The organism is Bacteroides caecimuris, assembly GCF_001688725.2.
GTDB lineage: Bacteria > Bacteroidota > Bacteroidia > Bacteroidales > Bacteroidaceae > Bacteroides > Bacteroides caecimuris.
On sequence record NZ_CP015401.2, the window covers coordinates 3,691,002 to 3,708,461 of the forward strand.

Sequence of the window (17,460 nt, forward strand, 5' to 3'; positions counted from 1 at the left end):
AGTGCGAAATGGGGAAAGAATGTTGTCTGTTAGCGATTTAACAGTATTTGCCAAGATGTTACAATACCATCAAATGCCAATGAAAAGCCAAGAAATGACAAAGTTTCGTTACTATACCATTACTTTGATTCTTGATTTCAATGGAGTATATTGGTTGCTGTAACTGATTGAATAGCAATGTTTGTTAAGCGATTGCAGTTGCAAATATAGGAAAATTTCTCATATCTTCGTTCCTGTTTCGCTTCGGCTGATTCTTTTGCACCGATACGCTGTGTTTTGCCTATCGTCACTCAACTCTACAAGTAATAATTTCGCAAACAAAAAAGTAGAGTTATGAACAGAAGCACTTTCAGAGTATTATTCTATCTCAAACGCAATGCCCCGAAAAAGAACGGGCTTGTGCCTGTGATGTGCCGCATCACCGTAAACGGCAAGATTTCCCAATTCAGTTGCAAACTGGATGTAGAGGAAAAGTTATGGAATGTCAGTCTCGGCAGAATGTCGGGAAGAAGCATTGTTGCACAAGAAACCAACCGAATGTTGGATAAAATCAGAATAGGCATCAACAAGGCTTATCAAGAAATTATGGATAGGGATGGTTATGTGTCTGCAGAGAAGGTCAGAAATGCTTTCTTGGGTATGGGACAAAACCATAAAACCCTGCTTGCTGTATTTCGACAGCACAATGAAGATTACGCCAGACAAGTGGGCAAGATGAAAAGCCAACGCAGTTATTGGAAGTATTGCACCGTTTACGACCATTTGGAAGAATTCATCAAGCATCGCTACAAGGTAAGCGATATTGCCTTGCGTGAGCTGTCCCCGGCATTCATCACCGACTTCGAGTTGTTCCTCCGTACTGAGAAGAATCATTGCACCAATACCGTATGGTCGTATATGATGCCGTTCCGCAGTATTATATATACAGCCATCAACAACGGTTGGTTACAACGCGACCCGTTTTATGCTTATCGTATTACAAAGGAAGAAACCAAAAAAGGATTCTTAACCAAAGAAGAAATCACGATGCTTATCAACGGAACATTCAAGAAGAAAAGTTACGAACTGATTAGAGACCTTTTCATTTTCTGTTGTTTCAGCGGATTGAGTTGGAGGGATATGTATAATCTCACAACCGACAATTTACAAACATCATTCGATGGGCATTTATGGATTAAGACCAATCGACAAAAGACGGGAACGGAAACCAATATCCGATTGCTCGACACTGCCAAACATATCATCGAGAAGTATCAAAGTCTGGCGGAAGGCAATAAATTGTTGCCTGTACCCTGTTATGCCAATTGCCGACATGGGATAAAGGCTGTGGCTAAACTATGCGGAATTCAAAAGAACGTCTGTTGGCATCAAAGCAGGCATTCATACGCCACGACCATTTGCTTATCCAATGGAGTGCCCATTGAAACGCTATCCAAATTGATGGGGCATACAAGCATACGAAGCACTCAAATTTATGCAAAGATTACAGCCGAGAAGGTAAGCAATGATATTGAGAATCTATCCAAGCAAATAGAATCGCTGGAGACTTTTATTTGTAAAGCCATTTAACAACCTCTAAAACCAAGAAACGATGAAACAAGAAAGAAACATCATAACAATGGGTGAATATGGAAGAATCCATTTCCCGAGCACAACGAACAATGACATTTGGATGAACACAAATGAATTGATTGAGCTGTTCGGTATCAAATATTCGATTTTAAGAGGTAATATCAAAGCCATATACAAAAGCGGAATCCTTGATGAATGTGAGGTACAAAGATGTATCAAATTATCCAATGGAATAAGCATAGATGTTTATGCACTCCTGATGATTGTTGCTCTATCTTTTCGACTAAATACATTGGGAGCATACAAGGTTAGAGAGTGTGTAATGAACAAACTCGCAACCAAGCCAAGAAACGGCGTACTGTTTTTGAATGTGCATACGCACGAATGTATGAATGAAAATAAGTATGGACATAACTAAATGCGTATAGATGTGGGTATGATGCTACATTCAAATGTACCCATGTATGAAATTCCCATCATACGTTCATTCCTCTATGGTTACAAAGGTATGTGCGAACACCTTATGAAATCTGCAAGTTCAAGCGGCAAGCCGTTTTCGGAACAATCTTCCTCTCATACTTCGAATGTATTGATCCGAAAAAACTTGCATATTTCAAGGTCGCACAGGTAAAGTACCCATAGAGGAGATGACCGACCGATGGGAAACAGGAAACTCAGACGGATAGTAGAGCATAGATAGCTCTGCTATCCGTTTCTTTTTTAGAAGGAAGAATCCCTCCCTCAAAGAAACAGCAATTCTATGTTTGCCACAGACCGGTCGGCTTGCTGTCCTGCTGGCTATACGGCAGGCACACATGCGGGCTGTATAGCTTTATTGCCCACAAACTTGACAACCGCCATATTGCTTACCTATGTTATGGCAGTCCCAATTACAAGCCAAGAGTTGAAACTTTAGACTTGTATTCTTCTGGACACAGCAAGGTATGTTTTGAGTAACTCAAAACCTTTCGGGTTACTCCCGAAAACCTTGCCGCATTCTGCGAACTTATCCCTCCGAAGTCGGGATAATTAGTAAGTTGGGAATTTTTCTTGGCTATTATTCTTTTATTCCCGATAAAATAAATACCTTTGCGTTAAATTCAATAGATTGATTATAATGGAGGATATAAATCGTCTTAAAATAGTGCTTGTCGAAAAGAAGAAAACAGGCAAATGGTTGGCAGAACAATTAGGTAAAAATCCGTCAACTGTATCTAAATGGTGTTCCAATGTGGCACAACCTGATTTGGCAACATTAGTAAAGATTGCGACCTTATTGGAGGTTGATGTGCAGAATTTGATAAATAAAGCGTAACTCTACCATAAGTATAAATCGAAAGTTTTTATGACAAGCAATACACAAAGAGCTCTATTACAGGCTCAGATATGGAAAATCGCCAACGAAGTACGTGGAGCGGTTGATGGATGGGACTTTAAGCAGTTTGTCCTTGGTACATTGTTCTACCGTTTTATTAGTGAGAATTTCTCGAATTACATTGAAGGTGGAGATGAGAGCGTTGATTATGCTAATCTGCCTGATAGCATAATCACTCCCGAAATTAAAGACGATGCGATTAAGACCAAAGGATATTTCATATACCCAAGTCAGTTATTTGTAAATATCGCTAAAACAGCGAACAAGAATCCAAATCTAAACACAGACCTCAAAGCTATATTTACAGCAATTGAGGGTTCTGCGGTTGGTTATGATTCAGAGGGAGACATCAAAGGCCTATTTGCAGACTTTGATACCACAAGCACTCGATTAGGAAATACCGTAGAGGATAAGAATAGTCGTTTGGCAGCTGTTATAAAGGGTGTTGAAGGATTGAACTTCGGTAATTTTGAAGACAATCATATCGACTTGTTTGGCGATGCCTATGAGTTCTTGATACACAATTATGCTGCTAATGCTGGAAAATCAGGTGGTGAGTTCTTTACTCCTCAATGTGTATCAAATCTTATTGCGCGCTTGGCAATGCATAACCAGAGTTCCATAAATAAGATTTATGACCCTGCTGCAGGCTCTGGTTCATTATTGTTGCAGGCGAAAAAACAGTTTGATGAGCATATTATTGAAGAAGGTTTCTTTGGTCAAGAGATTAACCATACTACATACAATCTTGCTCGTATGAATATGTTTCTGCATAACATAAACTACGACAAATTTAACATTGCGCTAGGCAATACTCTGATGGATCCTCAATTTGGCGATGACAAGCCTTTTGATGCGATTGTATCCAATCCTCCGTACTCCGTAAATTGGATTGGTTCTGATGACCCAACACTGATTAACGATGATCGATTTGCTCCTGCAGGTGTGTTAGCCCCTAAGTCAAAAGCGGACTTCGCTTTTGTACTGCACGCATTGAGTTATCTTTCAAGCAAAGGTAGAGCTGCGATAGTATGTTTCCCTGGTATTTTCTATCGAGGAGGTGCAGAGCAAAAGATTAGAAAATATTTGGTAGATAACAACTTTGTAGAGACTGTTATTGCACTGGCACCTAATCTATTCTACGGAACTACGATTGCGGTAAACATCTTAGTTTTATCTAAACATAAATTAGATACAAAGACTCAATTTATTGATGCTACCAGCAATAAGTTTTATAAAAAAGGAACAAATAACAATGTTCTTGAAGAGGAGCATATAAGTGAGATTATAAAAATCTTTGATAGAAAAGAAGATAAAGAAGCTATTGCAAAATCTATTGACAACAAACAGATTGCAGAAAATGATTACAATCTATCCGTCAGTAGTTATGTAGAAGCAAAAGAGACCCGAAAAGAAACCAATATTAAGGAACTCAATGAACGCATCCGCAAGATTGTGGCACGAGAGAATGAATTGAGAACAGAGATTAATAAAATCATCGCGGAATTAGAGGAGGATGAGCTATGAATAAGTTGAAAAGATTGATAGAGGAACTTTGCCCCAATGGTGTTAAAAACAAGAAGCTTGGGGAGGTATGTGATTTTGTGAATGGCTTTGCTTTTAGAAGTAGTCTTTTTAGAGAAGATGGAGAAAAGATTATACGTATAACTAATATCAATGGTCGTACTGTTGATATAGATGATGTTAAATATTTTTATAAAGAGGATTATAAAACAGACCTAGAACAATTTTCAATCAAAAATGGAGATATTTTGATTGCAATGTCAGGTGCCACGACTGGAAAAATAGGATGTTATAATTATGATGATATCTCATATTTAAACCAACGAATCGGAAAGTTTAAGCCTCATAGTGGTATCCTATCAAGAAGATACTTATATCATGTACTTCTTGCGAATACAGGGACTTTATATGTACTTGCTGGAGGTGGAGCCCAACCCAATTTAAGCTCTACTAAACTAATGGAAACTTTTGAGATTCCAGTTCCTCCTTTTGTTGTGCAAGAAGAAATTGCAAACATTCTCGACCGCTTCGCAGAATATGCAGCGGAGCTGCAAGCGGAGCTGCAAGCGAGACAAGAGCAATATGAATACTATCGAAATAAGTTGCTGACATTCAATAAAATAGGGGGGCAAGGCGTAATATGGATGAAAATGAGTGAGTTAGGTACATTCATAAGAGGCAATGGCTTGCAAAAAAAGGATTTTACAGAAAGTGGAATCCCTTGTATTCATTATGGTCAGATATATACACACTATGGGACATTTGCAACAAAGATCAAATCGTATGTAAACAGTGAAACAGCCAAGAAGTGCAAAAAAGCTCACTATGGCGATTTGGTATTTGCAACCGTAAGTGAAAATATTGATGATGTTTGCAAATGTGTTGCTTGGCTTGGGGATGAAGAAATTTGTATTAGTGGAGATAGTCTAGCTTTTTCTCATGATCAAAATCCCAAATACATAGCGTATTATTTTCAAACATATGCATTTGCAAAATACAAAAGGAGTAGAGTTACAGGGACAAAAGTCATTAGGTTGCATCAATCACAATTAGAACAATTTGAGATACCTATACCTCCCCTAACAGAACAAGAGCGTATAGTTTCTATTCTTGATAAGTTTGAAGCATTGGTTAGCGACCTAGTACAAGGGCTGCCAGCAGAAATAGCAGCAGTAAAAGAACAATACGAATATTATAGAAATAAACTACTATCATTTCCAAAGTATAAATTAAGTGCTTGATATGGGAAAGACATTGACCGAAATTGCCCAAACGCTTAAAGATGCCAATAAGAAGGTACAATTGATTTATGCCTTCAATGGTGTTGGAAAAACTCGCCTTTCTCGTGAGTTTAAGGAGTTGGTTGCACCCAAAACTGAAGGTGAAGAGACAGAAGAAGAGAGGCCATTAAAAGTTCTCTACTATAATGCCTTTACCGAAGATTTGTTCTATTGGGATAATGATTTGCATGAAGATACCAATAGAAAGTTAATCATACACCCAAACAGTTTTACAGATTGGATATTCAAAGATCAAGGTCAAGAGTCTAATATAATTACGCACTTTCAGCGTTATACGAATGACAAACTTACTCCATCTTTTAACAAAGACTTCAATGAGATTTCTTTTTCATTAGAGCGTGGAGATGATAATACGATAGACAATATTAAAATCTCCAAAGGAGAAGAAAGTTGTTTGATTTGGTGTGTCTTTTTCAGCTTGATAAAATTAGTTATAGATACATTAAATGAGTCAGAGCCTGCAAATCGTGATACTAATCAATTTGATGAGTTGGAATATATTTTTATCGATGACCCTGTCAGTTCTTTGGATGAGAATCACCTAATAGAGCTTGCTGTTAATATTGCAGAATTAATAAAGTCGAGTCAATCTGATATTGAGTTTATCATTACAACTCATAATCCGTTGTTTTATAATGTGCTATACAATGAGTTGGAGCTAAAGAAGAAAAATAGACAGGGAAACGAGTGCTGCTATCTATTAGATAAAGAAGACGATGGCACATATGAGTTGAATGGGAAACTTGGAGATTCAAATAAGAGTTTCTCATACCACTTGTATTTGAGGTCAGTCCTCCAAGAAGCAGTTGATGATAATAAGATTGAAAAGTATCATTTCATGCTCCTTCGAAATCTTTACGAAAAGACCGCAAACTTTTTAGGCTATCCACAATGGTCAGATTTGTTACCTGATGACAAGAAGACATATTATAACAGGATTATTCAGTTCACGAGCCATTCCACATTGTCAAATGAGGTAATTCCTGAGCCAACAGAACCTGAGAAAAACACTTTAAAATTGCTCTTGAAGCATCTTGTCGATAATAATTATTATACCGAAGAATAAAATGGCATACTATAACACCATAGCAGAATCGAACAACTTTATCGTACTTGATGAGTATGAAAAGTATTCAGTGTTAAATGAGCCTTCTGTTGTGTATCAAACAGAGGCATCACTTGAACATGAGTTTATTCAAGATTTAAGGAATCAGGGTTACGAATATTTACCTGATTTAAATACTCCTGAAGCATTGTTTGCTAATGTCAGAACGCAACTGCAAGTACTCAATGATGTTGAATTTACTGATAGCGAATGGGCGAGATATTTAGAAGAATATCTTGATAAACCAAGCGATTCTCTCATCGAAAAAACAAGAAAAATCCAAGATGATTACATCTATGATTTTGTCTTTGATGATGGTCATATTAAAAATATCTATTTGGTAGACAAGCAGAATCTATCAAGAAACAAGGTTCAAGTTATCAGGCAGTTTGTGCAAGAAGGATCACATCTTAACCGTTATGATGTGACAATTTTGGTTAATGGACTACCTTTGGTTCAAGTTGAGTTGAAGAAGCGAGGTGTTGCGATTAGAGAAGCATTCAATCAAGTACATCGCTATTCAAAAGAGAGTTTTAACACAAAGGACTCTTTATATAAGTACATTCAGCTATTCGTTATATCCAATGGCACTGATAGCCGATATTTTGCCAATACTGTAGAACGAAACAAGAATAGTTTTGACTTTACAATGAATTGGGCCAAAGCAAACAATTCGTTGATTAAAGACTTGAAGGATTTTACTGCAACATTCTTTCAGAAGAATACTCTGCTGAATGTAATACTAACATATTCAGTATTTGATTCAAACAATACATTGTTGATAATGCGACCATATCAGATTGCAGCAACGGAGAGAATACTATGGAAAATTAGGAGTTCATATCAGGCAAAGAAATGGTCTACTACAGAAGGTGGTGGATATATTTGGCATACAACAGGTTCTGGTAAGACTCTTACGAGTTTTAAGGCTGCAAGGTTGGCTACTCAACTCGATTTCATAGACAAAGTATTCTTTGTTGTTGATAGAAAAGATCTTGACTATCAAACGATGAAAGAGTATCAGCGATTCTCTCCCGATAGTGTGAATGGTTCAGAAAGCACTGCCGGACTGAAACGAAACATAGATAAAGACGATAACAAGATTATCGTTACCACTATTCAGAAATTAAATAATCTGATGAAGAGCGAAAACGATTTGCCCATTTATCAGAAACAAGTTGTCTTTATCTTCGATGAAGCACATCGCTCACAGTTTGGTGAAGCGCAAAAGCAATTAAAGAAGAAGTTTAAGAAATACTATCAGTTTGGATTTACAGGAACTCCAATCTTCCCAGAAAATGCACTTGGCTCTGATACCACTGCGAGTGTGTTCGGAAGAGAGTTGCATTCGTATGTTATTACAGATGCCATTCGTGATGAAAAAGTCTTAAAATTCAAGGTCGATTATAACAATGTTCGTCCTCGATTCAAGGGAATCGAAACGGAACAAAATGAAAAAAAGTTAAGTGCGGCAGAAAACAAGTCTGCACTGCTTCACCCTGCACGTATCAAAGAAATATCTCAATATATATTGGATAATTTCAAGATAAAAACTCATCGAAGTATAGGTGCTAATAAGGGTTTTAATGCGATGTTTGCAGTTAGTAGTGTAGATGTAGCTAAGTGTTATTATGAGGAATTAAACAACCTTCAGCAAGGCTCTGAAAAGCCATTGAAGATAGCAACAATCTTTTCATTTGCGGCCAATGAAGAGCAATCGGCAATCGGTGAAATTATGGATGAGAATTTTGAGCCTACAGCAATGGATGTTAGTGCAAAAGAGTTCTTGACTAATGCCATTAACGATTATAATGCTATGTTTAAGACAAGTTTTGGGGTTGATAGCAGAGAATTCCAGAACTATTATAGAGATCTTGCCAAACGAGTAAAGAAAAAAGAAATAGACCTTGTCATTGTTGTTGGCATGTTCCTTACTGGTTTTGATGCTCCAACACTTAATACTTTATTTGTTGATAAGAATTTACGTTATCACGGACTTATTCAGGCTTTCTCTCGTACGAATAGAATTTTTGATGCAACAAAAACATTCGGTAATATCGTTACATTTAGAGATTTAGAGCAACACACTATTGATGCTATAACTCTATTTGGAGATAGTAATACTAGAAATGTAGTGCTCGAAAGGAGTTACAAAGAATATTTGGAAGGATTTAAGGATATTGTTACGGGTGATGCCCGTAGAGGATATATTGAGGTTGTAAAAGAGTTAAATGAAAGATTCCCCGATGTCGATAAGATAGAGACAGAACAAGATAAAAAAGATTTTTCTAAACTCTTTGGTGAGTACTTACGTATTGAGAACATTTTGCAGAACTATGATGAATATACTCATCTTAAGGCTTTGCAAGGGATAGACTTGGACAATCCTAATGCTGTTGAGGAATTTAAAAATACATATTTCGTAACAGATGAGGATATTAAGGAAATGCAACAGGTAGAAATGTTGTCTGAACGAGCCGTTCAAGATTACAAATCTACTTATAACGATATTAGAGATTGGTTAAGACGTGAGAAGGATGGTTCTGCTGCTGAAAAATCTAAGATTGATTGGGATGACGTTGTCTTTGAGATTGACCTGCTTAAATCTCAAGAGATAAACTTGGACTATATACTGGAGTTAATCTTCGAGAAGAATAATAAGACCAAAGATAAAACTGCATTGATTGAAGAGATACGAGGTGTAATTCGTGCAAGTGTAGGTAACAGAGCGAAGGAAAGTCTTATCGTTGATTTTATTAACGATACAGACTTGGACACTATTACTGATAAGGCTAGTATTATTGAGTCGTTCTTTGAATATGCACAAAGTAAACAGAAGCAAGAGGCCTCAGAGTTAATTTCTTCTGAAAACTTAAATGAAGAAGAAGCCAAGCGATACATTACTGTTTCCTTAAAGCGTGAGTTTGTTAGTGAGAATGGAACCGACTTTAATAGTATCTTACCAAAGATGAGTCCGTTGAATCCTATGTACTTGACCAAGAAGCATAAGGTGTTCTTGCTAATTGCAGCATTTGTAGAGAAGTTCAAGGGAGTAGGTGGAAAATTATAAATTAAAGTTTTAAATAAATACAGTATTATGAGCGAACAATTATTAACAACATATTCCTTTTTTGCAGCCTTAACAGAAAATAGCACAGATATTTATAGTGCTGTATATGTTCCTATATGCAAAAGAGCATTGTCTTTATACGCTAAGAACAAAACTATTGGTAGCGACCAAGACATATGTAATTTGATATCCTCAGAATATGGAATTGATGTGCCATTGCTAATTATTCGTAAACTTATAAAGTCTGTTGTTAATGATTTGTCTCGAAAGGATAAAACAAAATTTGATTTTCAGATTATAGAAAATGGTAATAATTTTTCATTCTCGTTTAAATCATTCTCGTTCTGCGACATCGAAGAATCGTATAACGTAGAGAGACGCAAATCAAATGCACTACAACAGGCATTTGAAATATTTGCCAAAGAACAAGGAGAAAATATAAACAACATTCCGTCCTTTTCAGATTTTATAAATAAGAATAAGAATAAAATCTCATCATTCCTTTCGGGAAGAGTTAATGATATTACAGATTGTTCTGAAGTTTCTTTTATGCCTCATGTACGTTTCCTTCAATACATAGAACAAAATAATGACAACCTATATAAGGCTACAAAACAAATTTTTATAGGTTCTGTTATTGCGTCATATTTAGAATCTGATTTTGATTTAGAGGCGAAATTAGAAAAAGGAACATCGTATTATCTTGACACCCAAATAGTGTTGGAACTTTTAGACTTGCAAAGAGCAGAAGATACGCCTCCAACAAAAGAATTAATTAAATTAATTCATGATACTGGAGGCAATATCAGATTGATGGACATAACATTAGATGAGATAAAAACTAATATACAAAATGCTATACACAATTATGATAGGAATCATCCAACGACAACAATTAATGAGGCATGTGTTCGTTTAGGAAAAAATAAAACTTGGCTTATCGCTTTGCATGGAAATTTGGATAATTTACTACAAACAGACTATAAAATTAATATAGACAAGGTTCCCGAATCTGATATTGAGAAATTTGCAAATACTGACGATGCAACGCAATTAAAAGAAATTTGGTTTAGAAAACATTCTGCAGTACATGATGTTGTTGCATATTTACATGTTCGGGAAAAGCGCAAATATGATCCAAATAAAAAGTTGCTACAAAAGGCTAGTTATTGGTTTGTAACTGCCAACAGAAAACTTTGTGAATTTAACATTACAAAGAAGGTTAATGGCAACATAGGTGAAATCATTATGCCTGATGAACTAACGAGTTTATTGTTTTTACAGAATCCTAAGAAATTATCAGGAAGGGTTTCTTCAATTGGATTAAACGAATTGATTGCGCAAACTTTATCAGAAGAATACCCTAGCAGGGATTTAATTAACGAATTTGATAGTGTCGTTTCATCTTTGCAAAATATATCTGCTGATGACTATAAAATATTGTTATCTTCTATATCTCAAGAATCTACCATCAAGATTCACAAATTATTGCATGGTTCTATTTCTGAGCCTGAAAAGTTTAACAAGGATATACATGCAATTATTGAAACAGAACGCAACAATAAACTGAAAACAGATAATAAACATAAGATTGAAATACAGAAGAATAATGAACTTCAAGAAGCCAACAAGAACTTATCAAGACAATTATCTGATATATCCCAACAGATTGCAGATATTCAAGAGAGTCAGCATTTAGAGAAAATTAGACAAGAAGAAAAGGATAAGATAAATAGGCGTTGGATTTGGATGTGTATATCTATTATAGTTGCATTAGCAGCAATAATAGTTTTACAAAGTTTTCCCAATATAACAAAATGTATACAAAAAAGCATTCAGATTATTGGTGGATTAGGGGGATTTTGGGGATTTTGCAATTTAGCACTAAATCTTTGGTCAAAATTTAAATCGCATTAATTATGACTTCAAAAGAACTTCAACAATACTTACTTCGCGAATTTCCACAGGAGAACGCCTGTTGTGAATGGAAAGAGATGAAGAATTTGAAAAACTCCTTTGCTGGAGACGAAAAAAATGATGTTGTCTCTTATGTGTCAGCCATTGCCAATATGGAGGGTGGACATCTTGTAATTGGAGTACAGGACCAAACATTGGAAATTGTGGGTACTGACCTTACGAAGTTTAACTTGAATGCACAATCTGCTGTTTGGAAATTAGTTGAACATTGTACAAACCTTTCTTCAGAAGGGCTTGACATCAGCGAATATATAACGGAAGACACGCAAAAGGTTGTGTGGGTTATTCATATCCCTAAGCATCTCCCACGCCGTCCTGTGTATGCTCATAAAAAGGCATGGCAACGAGTGGAAGATTCGTTAGTGGAAATGACTCAAGAAAGACTTTCCGCTATTCTTGAAGAACCGATATTTGAAGCAAAGGATTGGTCTGCCGAGATTGTCCTTAACGTTACACTGGCTGACCTTGACGAATTGGCTATTGCCAAGGCACGTGTTATGTTCAAAAAGGTTCATGCTTCTAAAATCCCGTCAGAAGAGATTGATGCATGGTCGGTAGAAGAATTGCTTTGTAATAGCGGTATCATGATTGATGGAAAATTGACACGTGCTGCTATTATTCTTTTGGGTAAACCTGTATCAGTTTTTAAACTTCGCCCAGCTATGGCGGAGGTAACTTGGACATTACGCGATGAACATCAAGAGGTAGTGGATTACGAACATTTTACGGTTCCCTTCATTTTGACTGTGGATCAAATATTGGGTAAGATTCGTAACCTGACAATGAGAGAACTGCCTGGAGGAACATTATTCCCCGATACAATGAAACAATATGATGACTACACGATTCGTGAGGCACTTCATAATGCCATTGCACATCAAGATTACACCTTGCAACAACGTATCAATTTTGTAGAAAATCCGAGCTATCTGTATTATGAAAACGGAGGTAGCTTCATTCCTGGCACTCTGCAAAAAGCATTGGCAACCAAAGGGCCACAACGACATTTCAGAAATGAATGTCTTTGCCGGGCAATGGTAAACTTCAACATGATTGACACTGTAAGTAGAGGAATCAAGAAGATGTTCAATGAGCAGTGGCGTCGCCATTTCCCAATGCCCGATTATGAAATAGATGCAACGAATAAGGAGGTCGGTGTGAAAATATATGGTAATTCCATCAATGAGAAATATACCAAACTCTTAAAGGAAAATGACACTTTGACATTGGAAGATTGTATATTGTTGGATGCCGTACAAAAAGGGCATCGTATTTCGGAGGACAATGTAGTGGCACTACTGGAAAGAGGCTTGTTAGAAGGAGATAGTTCTGAGTATCGTATTTCGCTTGATGTAGCAAAGAAGACACACCAATTACCTGAATATACACGTAACAAAGGTCTTGACAAATCTAAAATTCAACAAATGATTTTGCAGTATTTGCAGAATGCAGGTTCTACAGGAGCAAAACGTGATGCCATATTCGATTATCTGAAAGAAGTCCTGCCGCAAAATAAGACACATGAGCAACAAGAGCGAATGTTGGGTAACATTCTTTCAGAAATGAAAGAAAAAGGATTAATCATTCCTGAAGGTCGAACTTGGTTCCTGAAGTCGTAATCCATAAATTATGACTGAAATATGACCTATTACGACTATTTATAACTATAAAAGGGGATTATAACTGAAAAAGTAGCCCAATTCTTTGCTCAATCAAGGAATTTGGCTACTTTTGTATCAGAGTTGTTTGACAAAGCAGAACGCAGAAGATTGGTGCAATCTCGAAATCGCCAAATCGTTACCAACAACTTTCTACCATAGCATTCGCTATTTGTGTATCAATCAGATACGGAATAATTGATTATCCGATACAAAGATAATCTATTTTGAACAGATCTCTCAACGAGTCAGCTATAACTTTTCGTTATCAGGCAAAACTATTTGCAATGAACAATCTGCTTTCTAATATGTTAACTTTGTAGCGGCAAAAAAGAAAAAGTAAATTATTCACCTTTTAAACATATAAGTATGGAATTTCTAACCAACGAGAAACTTACAATTGTGGGAGCTGCCGGAATGATCGGCTCCAACATGGCACAAACAGCCATGATGATGAAACTCACTCCGAATATCTGTCTCTATGATCCATTCGCACCAGCTTTGGAAGGAGTGGCAGAAGAACTGTATCACTGCGGTTTTGAAGGTGTCAACCTCACCTATACTTCCGACATCAAGGAAGCGCTGACCGGAGCTTCTTATATTGTTTCTTCCGGTGGAGCAGCCCGCAAGGCAGGTATGACCCGCGAAGATCTGTTGAAAGGAAATGCAGAGATTGCCGCCCAATTCGGTAAAGATGTCCGTCAATATTGCCCGAATGTGAAACATATCGTTGTCATCTTCAATCCGGCAGACATCACCGGTTTGATTACCTTATTATATGCAGGCTTGAAACCTTCACAGGTTTCCACATTGGCTGCCCTTGACAGCACTCGCTTGCAAAACGAGCTGGTGAAATACTTCCACATTCCCGCTTCCGACATTCAGAATTGCCGCACCTATGGCGGTCATGGCGAACAAATGGCTGTATTCGCATCTACCACCAAAATAAAAGGAGAACCTTTGACCGATTTCATCGGTACTACCCGCCTTCCGTTGACCGAATGGGAAGCGCTGAAAGTACGTGTCATCCAAGGTGGAAAGCATATCATCGACCTGCGCGGCCGTTCTTCTTTCCAAAGTCCGGCTTATCTTTCCATTGAAATGATTGCTGCCGCTATGGGCGGACAACCTTTCCGCTGGCCTGCCGGAGCGTATGTTTCCAATGGCAAATTCGACCATATCATGATGGCAATGGAAACTTCGATTACCAAAGACGGTGTTACTTATAAAGAAATAGCCGGAACTCCTGCCGAACAGGAAGAACTGGAAAAGAGCTACGAACATCTGTGCAAACTTCGTGACGAAGTGATTGAAATGGGAATCATCCCAGCCATCAAGGACTGGCACACGCTGAATCCTAACATCAAGTAAACATACAATATTAGCGGAAAGCCGGAACTCAACGATAATTCAGTTATCAGAGTTCCGGCTTTTTTTTTATAAACTAAGAGCCTGTTTAAACTGTCAAGCTATTTTCGAGAAGAACACTCCGGACAAATCCCCTTCAATACATAGTTCATACTATGCAAAGCAAACCCCTCCGGCAAATCAATAACAGGAATATGTGTACCTTCCAGGCAGAATGTCCGATGACATTTCTCACAATAAAAATGCGAATGTAAATCCTGTACTACACAATTACAAGAGTTGTCGCAAACGGCATACTTCAACGAGCCACTTCCATCGTCTATGCTATGTATGAGGTGATGAGACAAGAAGAGAGCGATAGTACGGGATATGGTCGATTTATCGACTGTATCGAGCAATGTTTCGAGGTCAAGCAATGACACTGCACGCTCTGCCTGCATCATCTCTTTTATCACCAAAAGCCTTATTGCAGTTGGCTTGATATCTCTCCGCGCCAACTTATCCAAATAAATATTCTCTTCCATAATCTCTTATTTTATCATTTTCTGTATTCTGACGGCGTTCATTATGGCAAGTAACGCAACGCCTACATCTGCGAAGACAGCTTCCCAAAGAGTAGCGATTCCACCGGCTCCCAATATCAATACAAGCAGTTTCACTCCGAATGCCAATGAAACATTTTGCCAGATAATCCTGCGTGTCAGCTTTCCTACTTTGATAGCTTCGGCTACTTTTGAAGGCTGGTCTGTCTGTATCACGACATCAGCAGTTTCAATAGCCGCATCGCTACCCAATCCGCCCATGGCAATACCAACGTGACTTAAAGCAAGTACCGGCGCATCATTCATTCCGTCGCCGACAAATGCAATCCGGTTTGCCTCATCCTGACGCAATTCTTCCAAGTGTTTCACTTTCCCTTCCGGCAGCAAGTCGCCATAGGCTTTCGATATGCCGAGCTTCTCCGCAAAGTTAGTAACAATACTCTGTTTATCACCGGATAATATCTGAATGTTTTTGATATGCAACATTCTTAAATCATCAATAGCTTTCTTTGCATCCTCTTTTAGAGTATCAGCCAATAACAAATAACCTGCATAGTCGGTTCCAATGGCGCAGACTACCATCGTATCGGTAATCTGTAATAACTCTGCCGGATATTTGATATTAAATTTGGATAGTAAACGACAGTTTCCAACCCATACCGGAGTTCCGTTAATCATTGCCTCCAAACCGAATCCGGCAAATTCTTTTGCACCGGTGACCGGCAGCAGTTCTACGTTTTGTAGCTTTGCATAGTTCACTATGGCTTTAGCAACCGGATGGGTACTGTTGCTTTCTACCGAAGCAACCAGCTTAATCAATTCTTTTTCTTTAATACCGGATGCGGATTTACACTCTTGCACTTCAAAAGTTCCCTGAGTCAGAGTTCCCGTTTTATCAAATACAACCGTATTGATTTTAGTGATTGCATCCAGATAATTACCGCCTTTAAATAAGATTCCCAACCGGGAAGCAGCTCCGATGCCACCAAAATATCCCAACGGAATACTTACTACCAAAGCACACGGGCACGAAATCACCAGAAAGACGAGAGCCCTGTACAGCCAGTCATTAAACACATACGCAAACTGAGTATCAATGAATGAATAAACAAACGGAAAGAGTACGATTAATACCGCCAGTCCTATAACAATAGGTGTATAGATACGTGCAAATTTACGGACAAACAATTCTGCCGGGGCTTTTCGTTCCGAAGCATTTTGCACAAGTTCCAATATCCGGGCAAGCGCACTCTTATCGAATGGTCTTGTCACCTTGATTCGAATCACTTTATCCGTCACAATCATTCCGGCAAGCACTTCTTCGCCTTCGCGAATATTACGGGGGACACTTTCACCTGTCAATGCCGCCGTATTAAAAGCGGCAACTTCGTTGAGCATCACTCCGTCCAAAGGAACTCTCTCGCCCGATTTTATCTCTATAATCTCACCGACCTTTACGTTCTTCGGGCTTTCCGTAATCAGACCGTTATCTCTCAACACCAAAGCCTTCTCCGACCTTACATCCAATAAAGCACCGATATTGCGTTTCGCCTTATCGACTGCCCTGTCTTGAAACAGTTCGCCGATGGTATAAAACAGCATCACGGCTACCCCCTCCGGGTATTCGCCAATATAGAAAGCCCCGATTGTGGCAACAATCATTAGAGTAAACTCACTGAAGTAGTCTTTCTCTTTCATGCTCTCCCACGCTTCTTTCATAACAGGGAATCCGACCGGAAGATAAGCTACCATATACCAAATTAAAGCTACATACTCTTTATGAAAAAAAGAGGAACCCAGGGCATTTATTATAATACCGCTAATCAGCAATATAAATGAAAGCCCTGCTTTCCAGTATTCTTGAAATATAGAATTTTTAACTTCAACTTCCTTTTCAGATGCACATCCGTGTGCACAGCAACTACAATGTCCCATATCTTTCATCTTTTAGTTGCTACAAAGGTAGTG

The 17,460-nt window shown here is 37.9% G+C and carries 12 protein-coding genes; 10 read left to right on the forward strand and 2 right to left on the reverse strand.

The features are described from left to right. Positions 1–333: 333 nt before the first annotated feature. From A4V03_RS15930 to A4V03_RS15975, 10 genes are all read left to right on the forward strand, one after another. Positions 334–1,569 (forward strand): site-specific integrase, encoded by a 1,236-nt coding sequence (locus A4V03_RS15930; protein WP_065539595.1) that lies wholly within the window; start codon positions 334–336, stop codon positions 1,567–1,569. A 22-nt stretch (positions 1,570–1,591) separates the two neighbouring features. Continuing rightward, on the forward strand, positions 1,592–1,990 hold the full coding sequence (locus A4V03_RS15935; RefSeq protein ID WP_065539596.1) for a hypothetical protein: 399 nt from the start codon (positions 1,592–1,594) through the stop codon (positions 1,988–1,990). 699 nt (positions 1,991–2,689) lie between these two features. Continuing rightward, positions 2,690–2,887 (forward strand): helix-turn-helix transcriptional regulator, encoded by a 198-nt coding sequence (locus A4V03_RS15940; protein ID WP_065539597.1) that lies wholly within the window; start codon positions 2,690–2,692, stop codon positions 2,885–2,887. A 30-nt stretch (positions 2,888–2,917) separates the two neighbouring features. Then, a complete protein-coding gene (locus A4V03_RS15945; RefSeq protein WP_065539598.1) occupies positions 2,918–4,474 on the forward strand; it encodes a type I restriction-modification system subunit M in 1,557 nt (518 codons plus the stop codon). Next, entirely contained in the window at positions 4,471–5,712 is a 1,242-nt protein-coding gene (locus A4V03_RS15950) for a restriction endonuclease subunit S (RefSeq protein ID WP_065539599.1), read from the forward strand. Before A4V03_RS15945 ends, A4V03_RS15950 begins: the two co-directional genes overlap by 4 nt. Before the next feature lies 1 nt (position 5,713). Then, on the forward strand, positions 5,714–6,838 hold the full coding sequence (locus tag A4V03_RS15955; RefSeq protein WP_065539600.1) for an AAA family ATPase: 1,125 nt from the start codon (positions 5,714–5,716) through the stop codon (positions 6,836–6,838). 1 nt (position 6,839) lies between these two features. Further along, positions 6,840–9,947: a type I restriction endonuclease subunit R gene (locus A4V03_RS15960; RefSeq protein ID WP_065540468.1), complete on the forward strand. Its 3,108-nt coding sequence runs from the start codon at positions 6,840–6,842 to the stop codon at positions 9,945–9,947. 27 nt (positions 9,948–9,974) lie between these two features. After that, on the forward strand, positions 9,975–11,864 hold the full coding sequence (locus tag A4V03_RS15965; RefSeq protein WP_065539601.1) for a hypothetical protein: 1,890 nt from the start codon (positions 9,975–9,977) through the stop codon (positions 11,862–11,864). 2 nt (positions 11,865–11,866) lie between these two features. Next, on the forward strand, positions 11,867–13,543 hold the full coding sequence (locus A4V03_RS15970; protein ID WP_065539602.1) for an RNA-binding domain-containing protein: 1,677 nt from the start codon (positions 11,867–11,869) through the stop codon (positions 13,541–13,543). 408 nt (positions 13,544–13,951) lie between these two features. Further along, a complete protein-coding gene (locus A4V03_RS15975; RefSeq protein ID WP_065539603.1) occupies positions 13,952–14,953 on the forward strand; it encodes a malate dehydrogenase in 1,002 nt (333 codons plus the stop codon). A gap of 98 nt (positions 14,954–15,051) precedes the next feature. Here A4V03_RS15975 and A4V03_RS15980 read toward each other — a convergent pair whose 3' ends face one another. Together A4V03_RS15980 and A4V03_RS15985 are read right to left on the reverse strand one after the other, a co-directional pair. Further along, positions 15,052–15,474 (reverse strand): Fur family transcriptional regulator, encoded by a 423-nt coding sequence (locus A4V03_RS15980; RefSeq protein WP_065539604.1) that lies wholly within the window; start codon positions 15,472–15,474, stop codon positions 15,052–15,054. A 6-nt stretch (positions 15,475–15,480) separates the two neighbouring features. After that, positions 15,481–17,427, reverse strand: a complete 1,947-nt coding sequence (locus A4V03_RS15985) for a heavy metal translocating P-type ATPase (RefSeq protein ID WP_065540469.1) — start codon at positions 17,425–17,427, stop codon at positions 15,481–15,483. Positions 17,428–17,460 lie beyond the last annotated feature (33 nt).